This window comes from Pseudomonas sp. MT92 (genome assembly GCF_058792515.1).
In genome coordinates this window covers 127,787-149,229 of sequence record NZ_JBXAFA010000010.1, presented here as the reverse complement: position 1 = coordinate 149,229, position 21,443 = coordinate 127,787, and the positions used below count along the sequence as shown (strand labels likewise).

The following is a 21,443-nucleotide window of genomic DNA, read 5'->3' as shown; positions in this document are numbered from 1 at the left end:
TGAACATGCCCGCAGCAAACGCCGCAAGCCCTTGGTACAAGCACCTTTGGCCGTGGATCATCATCGGGATTCTGACTTGCTCGGTGACCCTGACCCTGTCCATGGTGACCATTGCGGTGAATCACCCGGACAACCTGGTCAACGACAACTACTACGAGGCCGGCAAAGGCATCAACCGTTCCCTGGACCGTGAACTGCTCGCCCAGACCCTGCTGATGCGCGCCGCGGTCCACCTGGATGACGTGACCGGCGAAGTCGATCTGCGCTTGAACGGCAATAGCCAGCCGAAGACCGTGGAGCTGAACCTGATCTCGCCGACCCAACCGGAAAAGGACCGCAAGATTGTCCTGACCCGCAGTGAAACCGAACAGGGCCGTTACATCGGTCAATTGAGCGACAAGGTCGAAGGCCGGCGCTTTGTCGAACTGCTCGGCACCCAGGATGACCACACATGGCGTCTGTTCGAAGAAGAAGTGGTCAGCCATGACAAGGACCTGCTGCTCGGTGACGAGCCGCTGCAAGGCGCGGAAGACCTGAAAAAATAAACCCACGCTTCGCGCATTGCGAGCAAGCTCGCTCCCACAGTCAATCACTGTTGTATGCAGATTTTGATATCACCAATGGTCCCTGTGGGAGCGAGCTTGCTCGCGATGCGGCCCTTCCTGAAGACAAAGATTCAGCGGCGCTAGTGAAAACCTGATGACCACCCCACTCCCCTGCTACCACTGCGCCCTGCCCGTCCCGGCCGGCAGCCGTTTCACCGCGGCGGTTCTTGGGCAAACCCGCGAGTTCTGCTGCCCGGGTTGCCAGGCGGTGGCCGAGGCGATTGTCGCCGGTGGGCTGGAAAACTATTACCAGCATCGCAGCGAAGCGTCGGCCAACCCTGAAGCGCTGCCGGTGCAACTGGTGGACGAACTGGCGCTGTACGACCGTGCGGATGTGCAACAGCCCTTTGTCCGCCACGAAGGCGAACTCGCCGAAACCACACTGTTGATGGAAGGCATCAGTTGCGCCGCCTGTGGCTGGCTGATCGAGAAACATCTGCGTGCCCTGCCCGCCGTGGCCGAAGCGCGCCTGAACCTGTCCAACCATCGCCTGCATGTGCGTTGGGCCGATGCCCAATTGCCGCTGAGCCAGGTGCTCGGCGAGTTGCGCCACATCGGTTACGCCGCCCACCCCTACCAGGCCGACCGCGCCAGCGAACAACTGGCCAGCGAAAACCGCCGGGCCCTGCGTCAATTGGGCGTTGCCGGATTGCTGTGGTTCCAGGCGATGATGGCGACCATGGCCACCTGGCCGGAATTCAACATCGACCTCAGCCCCGAACTGCACACGATCCTGCGCTGGGTCGCGCTGTTCCTCACCACCCCGATCGTGTTCTACAGCTGCGCACCTTTCTTCAAAGGCGCGATGCGCGACCTGCGCACCCGGCACCTGACGATGGACGTTTCTGTGTCGCTGGCCATTGGCAGTGCCTACATCGCCGGAATCTGGACCTCGATCACCGGCGTGGGTGAACTGTATTTCGACGCCGTCGGCATGTTCGCGCTGTTCCTGCTGGCGGGGCGTTATCTGGAACGCCGCGCCCGGGAACGCACGGCCGCCGCCACCGCACAACTGGTCAATCTGCTGCCGGCCTCGTGCCTGCGCCTGAGTGCCGACGGTCAGAGTGAACGCATCCTGCTCAGCGAACTGCGCGTCGGCGACCAGGTGCTGGTGCACCCCGGCGCGATTCTCCCGGCCGACGGCAAGATCCTTGAGGGCCAGTCGAGCATCGATGAATCGCTGCTCACCGGCGAATACCTGCCACAGGCCAGGACCACGGGCGATGCGGTCACTGCGGGCACCCTGAACGTCGAAGGCGCGTTGACCGTGGAAGTCCAGGCCCTGGGTCAGGACACTCGTCTGTCCGCCATCGTCCGCCTGCTCGATCGCGCCCAGGCTGAAAAGCCGCGGCTGGCGGAAATCGCCGACCGTGCGGCGCAATGGTTCCTCCTGCTGTCACTGATCGCCGCCGCCGCCATCGGCCTGCTGTGGTGGGAACTGGATGCTTCGCGGGCCTTCTGGATTGTCCTGGCGATGCTGGTTGCGACCTGCCCGTGCGCCCTGTCCCTGGCCACGCCGACGGCCCTCACCGCCGCCACCGGCACGTTGCACAAGCTGGGGCTGTTGTTGACGCGCGGCCATGTGCTCGAAGGCCTGAACCAGATCGATACGGTGATTTTCGACAAGACCGGCACCCTCACCGAAGGACGCCTGGCGTTACGCTCGATCCGCCCTCTCGGCGCCCTGGACAGCGATCAATGCCTGAGCCTCGCCGCCGCGCTGGAGAACCGCTCCGAACACCCGATTGCCCGCGCCTTTGGTCGTGCGCCACTGGCCGCCGAAGACGTGCACAGCACCCCCGGCCTCGGCCTCGAAGGACGGGTCGGCGAGCAACGTTTGCGTATTGGCCAACCCGGTTTTGTCTGCGAACTCAGTGGCAGCGCGCTGCCATCGATGCCGGATGAAGCCGGGCAATGGTTGTTGCTCGGCGATACCCGGGGGCCGCTGGCGTGGCTGGTCCTCGACGACCGCCTGCGTGCCGATGCCCGCGCCCTGCTGGATGCCTGCAAGGCGCGTGGCTGGCACACCTTGTTGCTGTCCGGCGACAGCTCGCCGATGGTCGCCAGTGTCGCCGCCGAGCTAGGCATCGACGAAGCCCGGGGCGGATTGCGCCCGGACGACAAGCTGCAAGTCCTGCAACAGCTGCACAAGGAAGGTCGCAAGGTTTTGATGCTCGGTGACGGGGTCAACGACGTGCCGGTGCTGGCGGCTGCCGACATCAGCGTGGCCATGGGTTCGGCCACCGATCTGGCGAAAACCAGTGCGGACGCGGTGCTGCTGTCCAATCGTCTCGATGCCCTGGTGCAAGCCTTCAGCCTGGCGCGACGCACCCGTCGGGTCATCATCGAGAACCTGCTGTGGGCCGGTCTGTACAATGGCCTCATGTTGCCGTTCGCCGCCCTCGGCTGGATCACTCCGGTATGGGCCGCGGTCGGTATGTCCATCAGTTCGCTGACCGTGGTGCTGAACGCGCTGCGCCTGACTCGCCTGCCGAGCGCGCCCGCCACCAGTAGCACGCCACAAACCCGCCCGCTACCGGCCTGAGCCGCGCGGGCATGGAGTCCAGATGCCAGCTCTTTACGTGATGATCCCGGCTGCACTGCTGATCGTGGCCATCGCTGTCTACATCTTCTTCTGGGCGGTCGACAGCGGGCAGTACGACGACCTCGACGGCCCGGCCCACAGCATCCTGTTCGACGACCAGGACCCGAACCACACCGCTGCGGTCGACGAGGCCAGCGGCCATCCGGCCAAACCCGACGACAAGGTGCCGCCCCATGCTTGAATTGGCGCCACTGTTGGTCTCGGCGTTGATACTCGGCCTGCTCGGGGGCGGTCATTGCCTGGGCATGTGCGGTGGCCTGATGGGCGCGCTGACCCTGGCGATCCCCAAGGAACAACGCAGCCGCCGCTTTCGCCTGCTGCTGGCCTACAACCTCGGGCGCATTCTCAGCTATGCCACGGCCGGCCTGTTGATCGGCCTGGCAGGCTGGGCGGTGGCCAACAGTCCGGCGGCGATGTTCATGCGGGTGCTCGCCGGTTTGCTGCTGATCGCGATGGGCCTGTACCTCGCTGGCTGGTGGAGCGGCCTGACCCGCATCGAAAGCCTCGGACGCGGCCTGTGGCGGCATATCCAGCCGGTTGCCAACACGCTGCTACCGGTGTCGAGCGTGCCCCGTGCGCTGCTCTTGGGTGCGCTCTGGGGCTGGTTGCCGTGCGGCCTGGTCTACAGCACGCTGCTGTGGTCGGCCAGTCAGGGCAATGCGCTGGACAGTGCGTTGCTGATGCTGGCTTTTGGATTGGGCACCTGGCCGGTGCTGCTCGCCACGGGGCTGGCGGCCGAACGGGTGACGGCGCTTTTGCGCAAGCGCAGCGTGCGCATGGCCGGTGGGCTGCTGGTGATGCTGTTCGGCATCTGGACCTTGCCGGGGCCGCATCAGCATTGGCTCATGGGGCACTAGATCGGCGACGCGCCCTTCGCGAGCAGCCTCGCTCCCACAGGGGAATGCATTCCAAAAGTGGGAACGAGCCTGCTCGCGATGAGGCCCGCACTGACAGCACGAATTCCGACCCTTGACGCAAATCAAGATGTCCAATCGACGCAACCCCTAGACTGGCCGACACTGCCAGCCTATCCGGGGGAACGCCCGCATGATGCTCGACGCCATTCGTTGGGATACCGATTTGATCCGCCGTTATGACCTGGCGGGACCGCGCTATACCTCCTACCCGACCGCCGTGCAATTCAACAGTCAGGTCGGCACGTTCGACCTGTTTCACGCCCTGCGCGACAGCCGCAAGTCCCAGCGCCCGTTGTCGCTGTATGTGCATGTGCCGTTCTGCGCCAACATCTGTTACTACTGCGCCTGCAACAAAGTCATCACCAAGGATCGCGGCCGCGCCCAGCCCTACCTGCAGCGCCTGGAACAGGAAATCCAGTTGATCGCCTGCCACCTCGACCCCGCGCAAAAAGTCGAGCAACTGCACTTTGGTGGCGGTACGCCAACCTTTCTCAGTCACGACGAACTGCGTCAGCTGATGGCTCACCTGCGCAAACATTTCAATCTGCTGGACGACGATTCCGGCGACTACGGTATCGAGATCGACCCCCGCGAGGCCGACTGGTCGACCATGGGGTTGCTCCGGGAGCTGGGGTTCAACCGGGTCAGTATCGGCCTGCAAGACCTCGACCCCGCGGTGCAGCGTGCCGTCAATCGGCTGCAAAGTCTTGAAGAAACCCGCGCCGTGATCGACGCCGCCCGCACCTTGCAATTTCGCTCGATCAACATCGACCTGATCTACGGCTTGCCAAGACAGACCCCGGACAACTTCGCCCGCACCGTCGAAGAAGTCATCAACCTGCAACCCGATCGTCTTTCGGTGTTCAACTACGCTCACCTGCCGGAACGTTTCATGCCGCAACGGCGGATCAACAGCAACGAGCTGCCGACGCCCGCGCAGAAACTGGAAATGTTGCAGCGCACCATCGAGCAACTGACGGCGGCCGGTTATCGCTACATCGGCATGGACCACTTCGCCCTGCCGGACGACGAACTGGCGATTGCCCAGGAAGAATCGACCCTGCAACGCAACTTCCAGGGCTACACCACCCACGGACATTGCGATTTGATCGGGCTGGGCGTGTCGGCGATCAGCCAGATCGGCGACTTGTACTGCCAGAACAGCAGCGACCTGAATCAGTACCAGAGCGCTTTGGACTCTTCACAGCTGGCCACCAGCCGCGGCCTGTTGTGCAACGCCGATGACCGGCTGCGGCGCGCAGTCATTCAGCAACTGATCTGCAATTTCAGCCTGGAGTTCGCCCAGATCGAACAAGCCTTCAACATCGACTTTCAGGGCTATTTCGGCGAGCTGTGGCCACAGCTCCACAATATGGCCAAGGATGGCCTGATCGAACTCGACAATGAACGAATCACCGTGCTGCCGGCCGGCCGCCTGCTGGTACGCTCGGTGTGCATGGTTTTTGATGCGTACCTGGAACATCACAATCGCCAACGGTTTTCCCGCGTGATCTAAGCCTGACCGGCAAATCCGCCATACACTGGCCTCCATGTCCTTCGGTGGGTTACCCTTACGTCTTACGCGTGTTTTCCCACAAGGATTGAAGAAATGTCTGAGCCAGTAAAGTTGCGTGCTCATAATCAGGCCCATTGCAAGGATTGCAGCCTGGCCCCTCTGTGTTTGCCACTTTCGCTCAACCTGGAAGACATGGATGCCCTGGATGAAATCGTCAAACGTGGACGCCCGCTGAAAAAAGGCGAGTTTCTGTTCCGCCAGGGTGACACCTTCGACTCCGTTTATGCCGTACGCTCCGGTGCGTTGAAAACGTTCAACCTGAGCGATGTCGGCGAAGAACAGCTCACCGGTTTTCACTTGCCGAGTGAACTGGTTGGCTTGTCGGGCATGGACACCGAGAAACATCCGGTGTCGGCACAAGCGCTGGAAACCACGTCGGTCTGTGAAATCCCCTTCGAACGTCTCGACGAACTGGCCCTGCAACTGCCGCAGCTGCGCCGTCAGCTGATGCGAGTGATGAGCCGCGAGATTCGCGACGATCAACAGATGATGCTGCTGCTGTCGAAAAAGACCGCTGACGAGCGAATCGCCACATTCCTGGTCAACCTGTCGGCACGTTTTCGCGCCCGTGGATTCTCGGCCAATCAGTTCCGCCTGAGCATGTCCCGCAACGAAATCGGTAACTACCTGGGCCTGGCGGTGGAAACCGTTTCGCGGGTGTTCACGCGCTTCCAGCAGAACGAACTGATCGCCGCCGAAGGCAAGGAAATCCAGATTCTCGATCCGATCCAGCTCTGTGCACTCGCGGGCGGCTCGATCGAAGGCTGATCTCGATCCGTGGTTGAGCGAACCGTTTCAGCCGCGGGTATACTGCGCCGTTTGCAGCCCTGCCAGGACACCTTGACGATGGCCTTCGACTCCTTCGACATCAAATCCCTCATTCGCCCCGTGATCGACTTCCCCAAGCCGGGGGTGATTTTTCGTGACATCACCCCGCTGTTCCAATCGCCCACGGCCCTGCGCCTGGTGATGGACAGCTTTGCCCATCGCTATGTCGAGGCTGATTTCACCCACATCGGCGCCATGGATGCCCGTGGTTTCCTGATTGGTTCGGTGCTGGCCTATCAGTTGAACAAACCGCTGGTGCTGTTCCGCAAGCAAGGCAAGCTGCCCGCCGATGTGTTGGCCGAAGGCTATGCGACCGAATACGGTGAAGCCTTTCTGGAAGTGCACGCTGACAGCCTCTGCGAAGGCGATTCAGTGGTGATGTTCGATGACCTGATCGCCACCGGCGGCACCCTGATTGCAGCGGCTAACCTGATCCGCCGCATGGGCGCGCGGGTGCATGAAGCGGCGGCGATTATTGATTTGCCGGAGCTGGGCGGGTCGCAGCGCCTGCAAGACATGGGAATTGCGACGTTCTGCCTGACGCAGTTTGCGCTGACCGACAGGTAAGCGGCGCGTGCACTAACGCCATCGCGAGCAGGCTCGCTCCCACATTGGATTTGTGGAGTTCACAAAATTCTGTGGGAGCGAGCCTGCTCGCGATAGCGTCGGTCGCTACAACATCAATCCAAAGCCTGTCATAGCCCCATCTGCTTGCTGATGATCTCGTTCATCACTTCCCGCGTACCGCCGCCGATCGAAAGAATCCGGTTATCCCGGTACAACCGCTCCACAAGGCTTTCGCGCATGTAACCCATGCCACCCAGAATCTGCACCGCCTCCGAGGTGATGCGATCTGCCGTGTCCGTCGCAAAATTCTTGGCCATGGAAATTTCCTTGATGACGCTCTGCCCCGCGGCCATTTTCGCTGCCTGGCGGTAGGTGAATTCGCGCGACACCTCCAGTGCCGTGGCCATTTCGGCGAGGCGGTGTTTGATCACTTGGAACTTGCCGATGGGCTTGCCAAAGGCCTCACGCTCCCGCGCCCATTTCAGGCTTTCCTCCAGCGCCAGTTGAGCGGTCATGTTGGCCATCAAGGCCAGGGCCAGGCGCTCGCTCTGGAAGTTGCCCATGATGCAGGCGAAGCCCATGTTCTCGCTGCCGATCAAATGGCCTACAGGCACCCGGCAATCGTCGAAGAACAGTTCAGCGGTGTCCGACGCCCACCAACCCATTTTCTTCAACTGACGTCCCACGGTGAAACCGGGTGTGCCCTTCTCGATCAATAACAGGCTGATGCCGGCGAAACCCGGCTCACCGGTTCGCACGGCGACCGTGTAGAAATTCGCGCGCACGCCGCTGGTGATAAAGGTTTTGCTGCCACTGACCCGGTAAAAGTCACCGTCACGCACGGCGCGGGTCTGCAGGTTGGCAACGTCGGAACCGCCGCCGGGTTCGGTGATGGCCAAAGCGCTGATTTTCTCGCCGGACAACACCTGCGGCACAACCCGATCACGCACCTCAGGCCTGGCCCACTTGAGAATCGGCGGCAGGCCGATGTCCAGCGAGCCAAGCCCCGCCACCAGGCCGCCCGAGCCACAGCGCATCAACTCTTCGCTGGCGGCGACCTTGGCGAACAGATCGCCTTGGTGGCTGCCACCCAGGCTCTCGGGGTAACCAATGCCGAGAATGCCCGCCGCACCGGCCTTGAGGTAAAGCTCGCGGGGGAAGCTTTCGGCTTCTTCCCACTGGTCGATGTCCGGAAGAATCTCGCGCTCGACGAAACGTCTGACGCTGTCGCGGACCAATTGGTGGCTGGGGTCGAAGTATTCCTGGAAGGCAGGCATCGGCGAACTCCACTGAAGGGTTCAGCGACGTTAACCGAGCGCTTGCTTGGTTTTCAACAGGATTGTGTGAATCAAGGGGACCGAGGCGACGCCATCGCGATCAGGCTCGCGATGACCTCAACCCGAACGACACACATCACAAGCTGATCGGCTTACGCCCGGCAAACGAATGCGCCAGCGTTCCGCCATCCACCAGTTCCAACTCGCCACCCAGTGGAACGCCATGGGCGATGCGCGAGGCAATCAGGCCTTTGCTGCTGAGCAATTGGGCGATGTAATGCGCAGTTGCTTCACCTTCCACGGTCGGGTTGGTGGCGAGAATGACTTCGGCAAACGTGCCCGCCTCCTCGATTCGCGCCATCAATTGCGGAATGCCGATGGCCTCCGGCCCCAGCCCGTCGAGTGGCGACAGGTGGCCCTTGAGCACGAAGTAGCGACCGCGAAACCCGGTCTGCTCTACGGCGTAGACATCCATCGGTCCTTCCACCACACAAAGCAGGGTGTCGTCGCGGCGAGTGTCCGCGCATTGCGGGCAAAGGTCATCTTCAGTCAAGGTGCGGCACAAACGGCAATGACCGACACCTTCCATGGCCTGACTCAAGGCCAACGCCAGGCGCGAGCCGCCGCTGCGATCACGTTCGAGCAACTGCAACGCCATGCGCTGGGCGGTTTTCTGACCTACACCAGGCAAAATTCGCAGGGCATCGATCAGTTGGCGAATCAAAGGGCTGAAGCTCATGGGGAAAAATCCGACAAAACAACGAGACGCGGTTTATACCCGCGCCTCTGATTAGCGTCAAATTGCAGCGTCAGTCTTTTGCGACCCGCACCACCAGTTTGCCGAAGTTACGCCCTTCCAGCAGACCGATGAACGCCTCGGGCGCCTGCTCCAGACCCTCGACCACGTCTTCGCGGAACTTGACCTTGCCATCGCGCACCCACGGCGCCATGGCACTGACGAATTCCGGCTGACGGTCGCCATAGTCGTCGAACACGATGAAGCCCTGAATTCGTACGCGCTTGGTCAGCAGCGTGCGCTGCAATTGCGGCAAGCGATCCGGGCCGCTCGGCGCCTCGCTGGCGTTGTACGAAGCGATCAACCCACAGAGCGGAATCCGCGCCTTGGGATTGAGCAGTGGCACGACCGCGTCGAACACCTTGCCGCCGACGTTTTCATAATAGATATCGATGCCTTTGGGGCAGGCCCGGGCCAGCTCATCGGCGAAGTCTGGGCTCTTGTGGTCGATACAGGCGTCGAAGCCCAACACCTCAACCACGTAGCGGCACTTGTCTGCGCCACCGGCCACGCCCACCACGCGCAAGCCCTTGATCTTCGCCACCTGCCCGACCACCGAGCCGACTGCGCCCGATGCGGCCGCGACCACCAGCGTTTCGCCGGACTTCGGCTGGCCAATGTCCATCAAGCCCATGTAAGCGGTCATGCCCGGCATGCCGAGGACCCCCAGGGCCATCGACGGGCTCGGCAGACCCGACGGCACCGGCACAATAGTGCGACCGTCGTTGATGCTATGGCTTTGCCAACCCGTGGCGCCGACCACCAGATCGCCTTCCTGGAACCTGGGATTGAGCGAACGCTCGACCCGGCTGACGGCGCCGCCCGTCATCACCCCACCGATTTCCACCGGCGCGGCGTACGACGGCGCATCACTCATGCGCCCGCGCATGTACGGGTCCAGCGACAGATAAAGGGTCTTGAGCAATACCTCACCCTCAGCCAGTTCGGGCAACGCGACCCGCTCCAGGCGGAAATTCTCGGGCGTCGGCGCACCCACCGGGCGGGAGGCCAGGACGATACGTTGGTTGAGGGTCATGGGGTCGGACATGTCAGCGTCTCCTTGATCGTTGAGTTCGGTGGTACAGGGAGAAGACCTTTGTGGCGGTGCTGCGTTCGATGATTCTTCCGTTTTGCCGAGTGGACGCCATCGCGAGCAGCCGGAAACAAAAATGCCAGGCGCGATGCCTGGCATTTCTTGTTGCTCATCTGACGCCCGAAGACGAATCAGAACGGCAGTTTCATGCCCGGTGGCAATTGCATGCCTGCGGTCATGCCGGACATTTTGTCCTGGCTGTTGGCTTCGATCTTGCGCACGGCGTCGTTGACCGCTGCCGCGAACACCGCTTCGAGCATTTCCTTGTCATCTTCGCTCAGGCCTTCGACCAGGCTTGGGTCGATGGTCACGCGCTTGACGTCGTGACGACCGGTCATGACCACGGTAACCATATCGCCACCGGCCTTGCCGGTGACTTCGGCATTGGCCAGCTCTTCCTGCATCTTGGCCATTTTTTCCTGCATCTGCTGCGCCTGCTTCATCAGGCCGGCCATGCCACCTTTCATCATGGGAATCACCTCAAAAGTACTTGGATAAAAACAGCGCCCGGCCCTGCTGGCCGAACGCCCTCAGTTATTAGCCCTGACTGACCAGAGCTTCGACAGGTTCAATAGTATCGTTACGGATCACCGCACCGAACTGCTGCATCATTTGCTGGATGAACGGATCGCCATGGATCGACTCCTCGGCCTCGCGCTGGCGGTCGGCACGACGGCGCGACGCAGCCTGGGCCGGGGTTTCCTGCTCGGGCTTGATCAGTTCCATGGTCAGGGTCAGCGTACGCCCGTGGTACTGATTCAACGCATCGTTGAGGCGGCGTTGCTGGGTGGCGTTGAACAAGGCGCTGTGGGCCGGGTCCAGGTGCAACAGCCAATTGTCGCCATCAACGGCGATCAGCGTGCAGTTGGCGGCGATGCTGCCGGTCATGCCGGAGATCGGCAGGTTCGGGAACAGTTCCAGCCATTGCAGGGCCAGTCCCGTGGCCGGCGCGGCGGCAGGCTCGGGCTCCGGTTCGGCGGCAGGCTCGGCGGCGTGCTCGCTGGCCAGTTCGTCGAGGTAGCTGTAGGCGGAGTCCATGTCCGGCTCGATGTAGTCCTCATCCAGCGGCGGCTCGTCGTCCAGGTCCATGCCCGGCGTGGCGGCATCGACCTCGGCCACCGAAGGTTCCGGAATAGGCGCGGCGGCCCACTCCGGCGCGTCCGGCACTACGCTGTCAGGCGTCGGCAACGGCATCGGAGGCAATTCGGGTTGTTCGCTGGCGGTTTCCAGTACCGGCTCGACCGCTGGCTGCTGAACGACTTCCGGTTCGACCGGATCATTCCACGGCAGGTCGACCACTTCTTCGACCACGACCGCCTCGACCCGCGGTTCTGGCTCAGGCGACGCTACCGAAGCCACGACAGGTGCGGGCGCCACGGGTGCAACTGCCGCAGCGACTACCGGCGCAACAACGGGCGCGGCAGCCACGGATTTGGCGGAATCAACTGTGGCCTGGCTGATCCCCACTGGCTTTAGCGGTTGCCTCGGGGCATCCGCGGTGTCGGCGGGCCGGAAGGCGAGCATTCGCAGCAACACCATTTCGAAGCCGCCGCGGGGGTCCGGCGCCAGTGGCAAGTCGCGACGGCCGATCAGGCCCATCTGGTAATAGAATTGCACGTCTTCGGCCGGCAGCGCCTGGGCCAGTGCCAGCACGCGGTCCCGATCGCCATGGCCGTTATCGACGCCTTCAGGCAAGGCCTGGGCGATGGCGACACGGTGCAGCACGTTGAGAATTTCCGAGAGCACGCCGTTCCAGTCCGGGCCTTGTTCGGCCAAATGCCGAACGGCTTCGAGCAACGCCTTGGCATCGCCTTCGATCAGCGCATGCAGGACGTCATAGACCTGCCCGTGATCGAGTGTCCCGAGCATTGCCCGGACATCGGCGGCCATGACCTTGCCCTCACCAAAGGCAATCGCCTGGTCGGTCAGGCTCATGGCGTCGCGCATCGAACCATCGGCGGCGCGCCCCAGCAACCACAGTGCATCGTCTTCGAACGGCACGTTCTCGACGCCCAGCACGTGGGTCAAATGCTCGACGACGCGCTCCGGGGTCATGTTCTTCAGGGAAAACTGCAGGCACCGGGAGAGAATCGTTGCAGGAAGTTTCTGCGGATCAGTGGTGGCCAGGATGAACTTGACGTAGGGTGGCGGCTCTTCGAGGGTTTTCAACAGCGCATTGAAGGAATGGCTGGAGAGCATGTGCACTTCGTCGATCAGGTAAACCTTGAAGCGTCCGCGGCTTGGGGCGTACTGCACGTTGTCGAGCAGTTCGCGGGTGTCCTCGACCTTGGTGCGGCTCGCGGCGTCGATCTCGATCAGGTCGACGAAACGGCCTTCATCGATTTCGCGACACACCGAGCACTCGCCGCAAGGCGTTGAAGTGATACCTGTTTCACAGTTCAGGCATTTGGCGATAATTCGCGCGATGGTGGTCTTGCCGACCCCGCGCGTACCGGTGAACAGGTAGGCGTGGTGCAGCCGCTGGCTGTCCAAGGCATTGATCAGAGCCTTGAGCACATGGGTCTGGCCGACCATTTCGCGGAACGAGCGCGGACGCCATTTACGTGCAAGAACCTGATAACTCATCGAAAACCGTCGCAACGAAGGAAGCTGAAGCGGCTAATGCTAGCGGAGCAAGGGCAAAATTGCATCCGGTGCGCTCGTCTAATCTGGCTAAGCTCGATTTTGGGGGCTATTTGTTTCAAAGATCCATTGGAGCGTTTATGCGGCTGGCCTTGGGGGCACTGCTGTTGATCAGCCAGAACGGAGCGGCCGCCGGTGCACCGTTGCGCTTTGTGGTGCCCGACAGTTGGGCGATGCCGATGGTGCAACTGGAACATGGCCAACCGACCCAGGGCATTCTGTACGACGTGATGCTCAGACTCGCGACCCAGGTCGGCGTCCCGGCGGAATTTCACGTATTGCCTCGGGCACGGGTGCAGAGCGCCATGGAGCACGGCGAGGTCGATATCCGCTGCTATGCCGCGCAGTCCTGGTTGCCGAACCAGTCCGGCGACTACATCTGGAGTATCCCGCTCTGGACCCAACCCGACATGCTGATCAGTCGCCCTCCCGGCCCCGCCTCGGTGAGTCCGGAGCATTTATCGCACCAGTCCATCGGCACGGTGCTCGGCTATAGCTATCCGACCCTGCAGCCGCTGTTCGATAGCAGCCAGTTGCACCGCGACGACGCTCGCAATCAGGAACAGGTGCTGCAAAAGCTCCAGGCGGGGCGCAATCGGTACGCCGTCAGCAATCAATGGTCGCTGGAGTGGTTCAATCAGCGCCTGTTGCCAGAGCAGCGACTGCAGAGTGTCGCGGTGCTGCAGGTACAGCACGTAGGCTGCTATGTGCGCAACGATCCCGACGTGCCGGTGCAACGGATCCTGCGCACCTTGCTGCGGATGAAAATGTCCGGCGAGATCGACGACATCATCGGGCTTTACATTGGCAGCAAGTCCGAAGCCAATCCCTGATCCCGGGCCGTTTCATCCATGAGCCGCCATTGCGCAGGCGCGACAAAACCCGCGACCCAGTCCGGTATGTCTGCGGGCGGCATCGGCCGGGCAATGAAATAGCCCTGTGCCACTTCGCAGCCCAACTGCAGCAACAACTCACCGTGCTCGACACTTTCCAGCCCTTCGGCAATGACCTGCCGACCAAACGCCCGCGCCAGGCCAATCACTGCGGACGTGAGGGCCAGGTCGTCGTGGTCATGCAATATGTCGCGCACAAAAGATTTATCGATCTTGATGGTTTGGGTGCGCAGGCGCTTGAGGTAGCTCAGGGATGAATAACCGGTACCGAAATCGCCCAATGAAAACTGCACCCCCATTGCCTGGCAGGCTCGCAGACAGTCACTGACGTGCTGAATGTTCTCGATGGCGACCGACTCGACGATTTCCAGGTCGAGTTTTTTCGGTGCGACCCGTGCGTAGCGCGAAAGCAGGTTTCCGAGCCGCTCGACAAAATCCGCTCGCTGAAAATGCCGCGCGGCGATATTGACGCTGACCGGCCAGTCATGCCCGGCCTGCTGCCAACGATCCAACTGAGACAACACCTGATCCATGACCCATTCACCGATATCGATAATAAGGTCTGTCTCTTCAACCAGCGCCAGAAACTCCTTCGCCGCCACCAGGCCATCCTGCGGATGCTCCCAGCGCAGCAGGGCTTCGAAACCCACGACCTCACCACGGCGCATATTGACCTTGGGCTGAAAATGCAGGCGCAGTTCATCGGCGGCCAGCGCCTGACGCACCCGTTCGACCGTCTGGTGCGTAGCCTTGCCTTCGCGATCCCGTGACACGTCAAACACATGAAAACGCTTGCGCCCGCTCTGCTTGGCTACGTACATGGCTTGATCGGCGTGGCGTAGCAGGGTTTCAGCGTCTTCGTTGTCGTGGGGGAACAGCGTGACGCCAATGCTGGCATACACATTGATGTCTTTGCCGTGCACCGAATACGGCACCGAGATCGTCCCCAGCACCCGGTTCAGCGCCGCACGCAGCTCTGCCAGATCGCGCACATAACGCAATATGAGCACGAATTCGTCACCGGCCAGCCGCGCCACCACATCCTCGCCGCGCACGATGTCGCGCAGACGTCTGGCCACTTCCACCAGCAACAGATCGCCACTGGCATGCCCGTAACTATCGTTGACGGCCTTGAAGCCATCGAGATCGAGCATGCATACCGCCAGCGGGATACTCTCCTGGCTCGAGAATTCCAGGGCCTGATCCAGCAGTTCCGAGAGAAACACGCGATTGGGCAGCCCGGTCAGGACATCGTGCCCGACCCGCCATTGGAGGGAATGCAGCAACTGATGCTTCTCACTGATGTCAAAGCGTATGGAGACATAACGCTCGACCCGTCCGGTGACGCTGTCGAGCAAGGGCACCATGGAGCTTTCGACCCAATACAGGCTGCCGTCCTTGGCGCGATTGCAGATTACGCCCTTCCAGACGCCTCCCAAGGCGATGGTGCGCCACATTCCGGCAAAAAACTCAGTGGAGTGGATGCCGGAATTAAGCATGCGGTGGTTCTGCCCGAGCAGTTCCTCACGGCTGTAGCCGGAAATGGCGCAGAACTGATCGTTGACGTGGGTGATCCGGCCGGAAAGGTCGGTCTCGGAAAAGATAGCGGCGGCATCGACGGCCCTGCGGTATTTCTCATCCATGAGTCAGACTCGCTGTTGCTGGCGGTCGCCTGATTCAAGGACGCAACACCAACAAGGGTAAATTCGGCAGGTTTAGAGAGCTGGTTTAACAGGAACGCAACTGCCCGAGCGCGTGCCGTGCTGGCTTATTCACATTATTCAAATTTATGAAATCCGGTCACTGAAGCCCTGACTGGCGGGCAATTCTACGAAACACATCACATTTTGCAAAGCAAGGTGATGGATCAAGCAGTTGTCTAATGCAAAAATCTATCGTTAAGTTCTTGATTCTAAATGGGAATTGAGTAATGCAAATTTCAAGTTTGGGTCCAGCCATCCGGCGCTACCGCAAGGTCGCGGGGCTTACTCAGGCTGAACTTGGCGAAAGAACCGGTTTTGACCCCAAAACCATCAGCCGCTTCGAAACCGGCACCTATACCCCCAGCGTGGACGTTCTGTTCCAACTAGCCGATGTGCTGGGCGTGAAGCTGAAAGCCTTTTTCGCAGATTTGGGCGATGAAGATGAACAGCGGGCGTATCTGTTCGATGTCATTCATAAAGCAACCCCAAATGATCTGGGAAAGCTGATTGCAGCGGTTGACCAGGCCTTGTCCAAGCCTAATGGCAGAAAATGAAAAAGAGAGGCCGACCTGTCGCACTCGACAGGTCGGCCTCCTTTTTTGCACCTGAACCGCAAATCGCAGACGACAAAAAACCGCAATGGACAAGATCCATGGCAGCGCAATGAAGAGTGTGTTTGAACAGATAACGCGAGAGAGGGCTCGCGGTGCGTTATGGAGGCAACCCCACCAGCCACACCCCGGCACACAATGTTCCCGCTGTGGCTGCTTCCTTCCGGATCTGACCAGGTTCACGGGTAATCGTTGCGGGGGGACCGATGGGGTCACCATAACGACGCTCACCTGACGGCGAGCCGCGCCATTGTACCTATCTGCGGCGAAGTTACAACCGTTCGAGCGGATTAAAAAATATGAGCAGCGTCAAGGACATGCGACAACGATAAAAATCAGTCCATGCAGAAGCGAGCTTGCTTGCAATAGGCACTGACAATGACACGCACTGCCTGGATTAACGCGTCGCCCCCCCCGCTCTTCGCGAGCGGGCTCGCGCCTACAGATCCTGCAGCACATCATCTGCCCTGCCGCCCTCCCGCTGGATGACCAGGTGAATGAAGTGCAGCTTGGTAATCACCGCCGACGGCAATACAAAAGGGTAAAAATCTGGCTGACCCATGCTGCGCGACAGCTCATTGAGCATGCCAGCCAGTTCGATCCATGCGTTGACGAAGGACAGGAACGCCTCGGCACCAGGGTGCTGAGGATCATAAAGGGTGCTGGAAGGAAACGGCTGGTAGTCGAAATCCATTTCCCGGGCACTCATGCCAAAGCCCAGCGCCGTGTCCACCGCGTCCATCATGTGCAAGTAGTGAGCCCAGGTTTCCGCCCAGTCCTCCCAGGGGTGCATGGTGGCGTAGGCGCTGACGCAATGCTGCTGCCAGTCAAGCGGTGCGCCTTGTTGATAATGCCCCTCCAGGGCCTCGGCGTAGCTGGCGCGCTCATCACCGAACACATCGCGAAAGGCTTCGAGCCAATCACTGCTGGCGATCAACCGGTCCCAGTAGTAATGCCCGACTTCGTGACGAAAATGCCCGAGCAAGGTGCGATAGGGTTCGTGCATTTGCACGCGCACCCGTTCGCGATGGACGTCGTCGGCCTCATTGATATCCAGTGTGATCAAGCCGTTGGCGTGACCCGTGGTCGGCGGCTTGCCCTCCAGATCCATGCCGATAACGTCAAAGGCCAGGCCGGTGTCTTCGTCGACAGTTTTCGGGATGACCTGCAGCCCGAGGCTGACCAATTGTGCAATCAGGCGCCGCTTGGCGGTTTCGACCTTGTGCCAGCGCTCGTGGTTCTCGGCCATCGACAGATCGGGGATGGTGCGATTCAGGCTGCAGGCGATGCACAAGGCATCGTGATCGTTGGCGGGCAACAGCCAGTTACAGGCTGCCGGGGAATCGAGATTGGCACACCGGCGAAACACGCCCATGGCAGGGTCGACATCGAGCAACCAGGTATCGGATTGCCAGCCCGGTTGCAGCGAGGAGACACAGCCGAGCGACGGGTGATAACCCAACGCTGCCGAACAGGCCAGGCACTGGCTGTTGCGAAAGAACAATGATTGCCCGCAACGGCACGGCCAGACCTTGCCATTGCGAGAACTTTCGCCGATGACAGGCGCAGCGATGCGTGAGCTGAGCTGGTCGAAGTAGCGGTACATGGCGATCTCTCCCTGGGGCTTGCCAAGACTAGATCATGATTGGCCGTCGATCGTTCCCGCGACTTTCAACGGGGCTGATACCGATTCTCGGCAGGCCGGCTCCTGCAGGGGCTGCGTCGTCCTTGCAGGAACTGGCTGGCCAGCGAATGGCGTCAAACCGAAATGCCGTGCCCGCTCAGGAACCCGACAAACGCCTCTTCATCCAGCACCTTCAAGCCAAGCTCATTGGCCTTGGTCAATTTCGACCCTGCACCCGGCCCGGCGACCACGCAACGGGTCTTGGCCGATACCGAACCCGCCACCTTGGCACCAAGGCTTTCGAGTTTGTCCTTGGCCACGTCGCGACTCATCAGCTCCAGCGACCCCGTCAACACCCACGTCTGACCGGCCAGCGGCAAGCCTTCGACGACTTTTTTCTCGCTGTGCCAGTGCATGCCGAACTCAGCCAGCTGTTTTTCGGCAGCCTCGGCCAATTGACGATGTTCCTCGATCGCAAAAAACTCGCGGACCGAACTGGCCTGCTTCTCCGGCAACGCCTGTCGCATATCCAGCCAGTCGGCGGCGATGACCGCTTGCAGCGAACCGAACTTGTCGGCGAGTTTCTGCGCACCGCCCGGTCCGACCGAAGGAATGTTCAACTTGTCGAGGAAACCGCCCAGCGTGGTGCTGGCGGCAAATTCGGCGCCCAGTTCGCCCTGATCCTGTATCTGCAGCCCATGCTTGAGCAGATTGGCGATCACCTGCCGGTTATGCGCATCTTCGAAGAAGCTGTGGATCTCGTGGGCGACTTCCAGCCCGACATCCGGCAAGTACGTCAACACTTGCGGCAATGCCTGCTGTACCCGCTCCAGCGAACCCAGGGAGCGCGCCAGGACCTTGGCTGTCTCCTCGCCGACATCGGGAATCCCCAGGGCGTAAATGAAGCGTGCGAGGCCTGGCTTCTTGCTGTCTTCAATTGCAGCAAGCAGGTTTTTGCTCGACAGCTCGGCAAAGCCTTCCAGATCCACGATCTGCTCGAACGTCAGGGCGTACAGATCGGCGGGCGAACTCACCAGACCTTCATCCACCAGTTGTTCGACACTCTTCTCGCCCAGACCTTCGATATCCATCGCGCGACGGGAAACGAAGTGAATGATCGCCTGTTTGAGTTGCGCGCCGCAGGCCAGTCGACCGACACAGCGATACACCGCGCCTTCGCTGACAGTCTCGCGGCCCTTGCTGCGCTTGATCAGTTGCGTGCGCTCGACATGGGAGCCGCAGACCGGGCATTGCTCGGGAATATGCACCGGCCGCGCATCGTCCGGACGACGCTCGAGCACGACCTGAACCACTTGCGGAATCACGTCGCCAGCACGGCGGATGATCACCGTGTCGCCAATCATCAATCCCAGGCGCGCCACTTCATCCATGTTGTGCAACGTCGCGTTGGCCACGGTGACACCCGCCACCTTGACCGGCCTCAGGCGGGCCACGGGCGTGACGGCGCCGGTGCGCCCGACCTGGAATTCGACGTCGAGCAGCTCGGTCAACTCTTCCATGGCCGGAAACTTGTGGGCGATGGCCCAGCGCGGTTCGCGAGCGCGGAAACCCAGTTCGCGCTGGGCGGCAATGCTGTTGACCTTGAACACCACACCATCAATTTCGTAAGGCAGCGCGTTGCGCCGCTCACCGATGTCGCGGTAGTAATCCAGGCACTCGGAGATGCCGTTCGCCAGCTTGAGCTCGTGGCTGATCGGCAGCCCCCAGGCCTTGAGTTGCTGCAAGTTGCCAATATGCGTATCGGCGATATCGGCGGACACCTGGCCGATGCCGTAGCAGCAGAATTCCAGCGGCCGATTGGCCGTGATCTTCGAATCCAGCTGACGCAAGCTGCCCGCCGCGGCGTTGCGCGGGTTGGCGAAGGTCTTGCCGCCGACTTCCAGTTGCGTGGCGTTGAGCCGCTCGAAACCGGCCTTGGACATGAACACTTCGCCACGCACTTCCAGGGTGGCCGGCCAACCGGTGCCGTGCAACTTGAGCGGAATGTTGCGCACGGTGCGCACGTTGACGCTGATGTCTTCGCCGGTGGTGCCGTCGCCGCGCGTTGCACCTCGCACCAGCATGCCGTCCTGATACAGCAAACTGACCGCCAGGCCATCGAGCTTTGGTTCGCAACTGTACTCGACCGTCGCACCGCCACCGAACAGATCACCGGCCGGCAGATCCAGCCCTTCGGTCACCCGGCGGTCGAACTCATACATGTCGGTTTCTTCGAAGGCGTTGCCGAGGCTGAGCATCGGCACTTCGTGGCGCACCTGAGTGAACGCCGACAGGGCCGCGCTGCCGACTCGCTGGGTAGGCGAGTCACTGGTGATCAGTTCCGGGTTGGCAGCTTCGAGCGCCTTGAGCTCGTTGAACAACCGATCGTATTCGGCGTCCGGAATACTCGGCTCGTCCAGCACGTGATAGCGATAGTTGTGCTGATCCAGCTCGGCGCGCAGCTCTAGAATGCGGTTTTTGGCGGCAGTCATGGGTGTTCTCTCATAAAGCAAAAGAGCAGCCGAGGCTGCTCAATTTTCTGGATACAGTAGCTCAAGGCTATGGACAGTGCGGCAAGGAAGCTTGCTCCCTTGCCACGGCAAGCCCCTGTGCCACAGAAACCTGCCCGGCCATTGGATTAGCGCTTCTGGGTCAGGGCGCGACGTTCGAACTCGACGATACGCTGACGGTAGTGCTCGATGGTCTGGGCCGTCAGCACGCTGCGCTGGTCATCCTTCAGCTCGCCGTTCAGCTCCTGAGACAGTTTGCGCGCCGCCGCCACCATCACGTCGAAGGCTTGCTTCGGATGGCGCGGGCCTGGCAGGCCCAGGAAGAAGCTCACTGCCGGGGTGCTGAAGTGGTCGATATCGTCCAGATCGAAGACGCCCGGCTTCACCGCATTGGCCATGGAGAACAGGACTTCGCCGTTGCCCGCCATGCTTTCGTGACGGTGGAAGATGTCCATTTCGCCAAAACGCAGGCCGCTTTCCAGAATGTTCTGCAACAGGGCCGGGCCCTTGAAGCCAGCGGCGTCGCGGCAGATCACGCTGATCACCAGCACTTCTTCGGCTTGCGGATGATCCTTGTCGCTGACCGCAGGGGCTGCCTTGATGTCTTCGGCGAAATCGTCGTCGCGAGTGCTGAAGCTCGGGCCACCGTCCAGATCCAGACTGAGGTTCATGTCGCCTTGCGAAGGTTCGCCATGGCCGCGTTTGCCGCGCTTGGAACCCGACTCACGCGGTTCACGGGCCGGCATGCTCACCGACGGCAGATCGTGCTCGTCCAGTTGCGGTTCCTTGTGAGTGTCCAATACACGAGGCGGGCCCAACAGTTCGGCACTGGTGTCTTCATCCGGCAGATTGGACAGACTTCGATCAAGACGGAATTTCAGTTTTCCCTTGCCGCCGCGCATACGGCGCCAGCCATCAAAAAGAATACCGGCAATGACAATAATGCCGATGACGATCAGCCACTCGCGCAGACCGATTTCCATGTAATCCCGTGCCTCTATAAAAAATGCTGAAAAATAAGGGGTTTACAACCTGTAAACCGCTTTAAAACGTGGCGCCAACTCTATGTTCTGACAGGCGTTTTGCCCACGTACACGAAAAATTGACATTAAACTAGCACGACCAAAGGCAACTTTATAGGGCCGCGCAATCACAAGCATCAAGCTTCAAGCTGCAATCCGCCTCGCTTGCAGCT

The 21,443-nt window shown here is 61.0% G+C and carries 18 protein-coding genes and 1 other RNA gene; 9 read left to right on the top strand and 10 right to left on the bottom strand.

What is annotated here, in order from left to right; all coding sequences use genetic code 11:
- The first annotated feature begins 5 nt into the window (after positions 1-5).
- From AC1Q6D_RS19550 to AC1Q6D_RS19520, 7 genes are all read left to right on the top strand, one after another.
- Positions 6-545: a FixH family protein gene (locus tag AC1Q6D_RS19550; RefSeq protein ID WP_103402649.1), complete on the top strand. Its 540-nt coding sequence runs from the start codon at positions 6-8 to the stop codon at positions 543-545.
- Positions 546-699: 154 nt separating this feature from the next.
- Positions 700-3,150, top strand: a complete 2,451-nt coding sequence (locus AC1Q6D_RS19545) for a heavy metal translocating P-type ATPase (RefSeq protein ID WP_103402648.1) — start codon at positions 700-702, stop codon at positions 3,148-3,150.
- A 22-nt stretch (positions 3,151-3,172) separates the two neighbouring features.
- Complete coding sequence (ccoS, locus tag AC1Q6D_RS19540; protein WP_103402647.1) at positions 3,173-3,391, top strand: cbb3-type cytochrome oxidase assembly protein CcoS; 219 nt, start codon at positions 3,173-3,175, stop codon at positions 3,389-3,391.
- Positions 3,384-4,067: a sulfite exporter TauE/SafE family protein gene (locus tag AC1Q6D_RS19535; RefSeq protein WP_090463798.1), complete on the top strand. Its 684-nt coding sequence runs from the start codon at positions 3,384-3,386 to the stop codon at positions 4,065-4,067. Before ccoS ends, AC1Q6D_RS19535 begins: the two co-directional genes overlap by 8 nt.
- Before the next feature lie 193 nt (positions 4,068-4,260).
- Positions 4,261-5,643 (top strand): oxygen-independent coproporphyrinogen III oxidase, encoded by a 1,383-nt coding sequence (hemN, locus tag AC1Q6D_RS19530; protein ID WP_047538932.1) that lies wholly within the window; start codon positions 4,261-4,263, stop codon positions 5,641-5,643.
- 93 nt (positions 5,644-5,736) lie between these two features.
- A complete protein-coding gene (fnr, locus tag AC1Q6D_RS19525; RefSeq protein WP_103402645.1) occupies positions 5,737-6,471 on the top strand; it encodes a fumarate/nitrate reduction transcriptional regulator Fnr in 735 nt (244 codons plus the stop codon).
- Positions 6,472-6,549: 78 nt separating this feature from the next.
- Positions 6,550-7,098, top strand: a complete 549-nt coding sequence (locus tag AC1Q6D_RS19520; RefSeq protein ID WP_047538938.1) for an adenine phosphoribosyltransferase — start codon at positions 6,550-6,552, stop codon at positions 7,096-7,098.
- A 128-nt stretch (positions 7,099-7,226) separates the two neighbouring features.
- Here AC1Q6D_RS19520 and AC1Q6D_RS19515 read toward each other — a convergent pair whose 3' ends face one another.
- From AC1Q6D_RS19515 to dnaX, 5 genes are all read right to left on the bottom strand, one after another.
- Positions 7,227-8,375 carry an acyl-CoA dehydrogenase family protein gene (locus tag AC1Q6D_RS19515; RefSeq protein ID WP_103402644.1) on the bottom strand — a complete coding sequence of 383 codons (1,149 nt, stop codon included), beginning with the start codon at positions 8,373-8,375 and terminating at the stop codon, positions 7,227-7,229.
- Positions 8,376-8,511: 136 nt separating this feature from the next.
- A complete protein-coding gene (gene recR / locus AC1Q6D_RS19510; RefSeq protein ID WP_008050204.1) occupies positions 8,512-9,114 on the bottom strand; it encodes a recombination mediator RecR in 603 nt (200 codons plus the stop codon).
- Positions 9,115-9,184: 70 nt separating this feature from the next.
- Entirely contained in the window at positions 9,185-10,219 is a 1,035-nt protein-coding gene (gene curA / locus AC1Q6D_RS19505) for an NADPH-dependent curcumin/dihydrocurcumin reductase (protein WP_103402643.1), read from the bottom strand.
- A 176-nt stretch (positions 10,220-10,395) separates the two neighbouring features.
- A complete protein-coding gene (locus AC1Q6D_RS19500) occupies positions 10,396-10,734 on the bottom strand; it encodes a YbaB/EbfC family nucleoid-associated protein (RefSeq protein WP_008028561.1) in 339 nt (112 codons plus the stop codon).
- A 67-nt stretch (positions 10,735-10,801) separates the two neighbouring features.
- Positions 10,802-12,850: a DNA polymerase III subunit gamma/tau gene (gene dnaX, locus AC1Q6D_RS19495; RefSeq protein WP_103402642.1), complete on the bottom strand. Its 2,049-nt coding sequence runs from the start codon at positions 12,848-12,850 to the stop codon at positions 10,802-10,804.
- Between the two features lie 137 nt (positions 12,851-12,987).
- Here dnaX and AC1Q6D_RS19490 point away from each other — a divergent pair, with 137 nt between their 5' ends.
- Positions 12,988-13,740, top strand: a complete 753-nt coding sequence (locus AC1Q6D_RS19490; protein WP_103402641.1) for a substrate-binding periplasmic protein — start codon at positions 12,988-12,990, stop codon at positions 13,738-13,740.
- On the opposite strand, the gene AC1Q6D_RS19485 is transcribed toward AC1Q6D_RS19490, so the two are convergent.
- Positions 13,707-15,443 carry a putative bifunctional diguanylate cyclase/phosphodiesterase gene (locus AC1Q6D_RS19485; RefSeq protein WP_103402640.1) on the bottom strand — a complete coding sequence of 579 codons (1,737 nt, stop codon included), beginning with the start codon at positions 15,441-15,443 and terminating at the stop codon, positions 13,707-13,709. The genes AC1Q6D_RS19490 and AC1Q6D_RS19485 overlap by 34 nt on opposite strands.
- A 287-nt stretch (positions 15,444-15,730) precedes the next feature.
- Here AC1Q6D_RS19485 and AC1Q6D_RS19480 point away from each other — a divergent pair, with 287 nt between their 5' ends.
- A complete protein-coding gene (locus tag AC1Q6D_RS19480) occupies positions 15,731-16,057 on the top strand; it encodes a helix-turn-helix domain-containing protein (RefSeq protein WP_047531444.1) in 327 nt (108 codons plus the stop codon).
- Positions 16,058-16,226: 169 nt separating this feature from the next.
- On the opposite strand, the gene ffs is transcribed toward AC1Q6D_RS19480, so the two are convergent.
- The 4 genes from ffs to zipA all read right to left on the bottom strand — a co-directional run bounded on the left by ffs (position 16,227) and on the right by zipA (position 21,231).
- Positions 16,227-16,323, bottom strand: an RNA gene (ffs, locus tag AC1Q6D_RS19475) — signal recognition particle sRNA small type.
- Between the two features lie 230 nt (positions 16,324-16,553).
- On the bottom strand, positions 16,554-17,720 hold the full coding sequence (locus tag AC1Q6D_RS19470) for a zinc-binding metallopeptidase family protein (RefSeq protein ID WP_103402639.1): 1,167 nt from the start codon (positions 17,718-17,720) through the stop codon (positions 16,554-16,556).
- Between the two features lie 152 nt (positions 17,721-17,872).
- Positions 17,873-20,230: an NAD-dependent DNA ligase LigA gene (ligA, locus tag AC1Q6D_RS19465; protein ID WP_103402638.1), complete on the bottom strand. Its 2,358-nt coding sequence runs from the start codon at positions 20,228-20,230 to the stop codon at positions 17,873-17,875.
- A 146-nt stretch (positions 20,231-20,376) separates the two neighbouring features.
- Positions 20,377-21,231: a cell division protein ZipA gene (zipA, locus tag AC1Q6D_RS19460; RefSeq protein WP_047531450.1), complete on the bottom strand. Its 855-nt coding sequence runs from the start codon at positions 21,229-21,231 to the stop codon at positions 20,377-20,379.
- Positions 21,232-21,443: the final 212 nt, after the last annotated feature.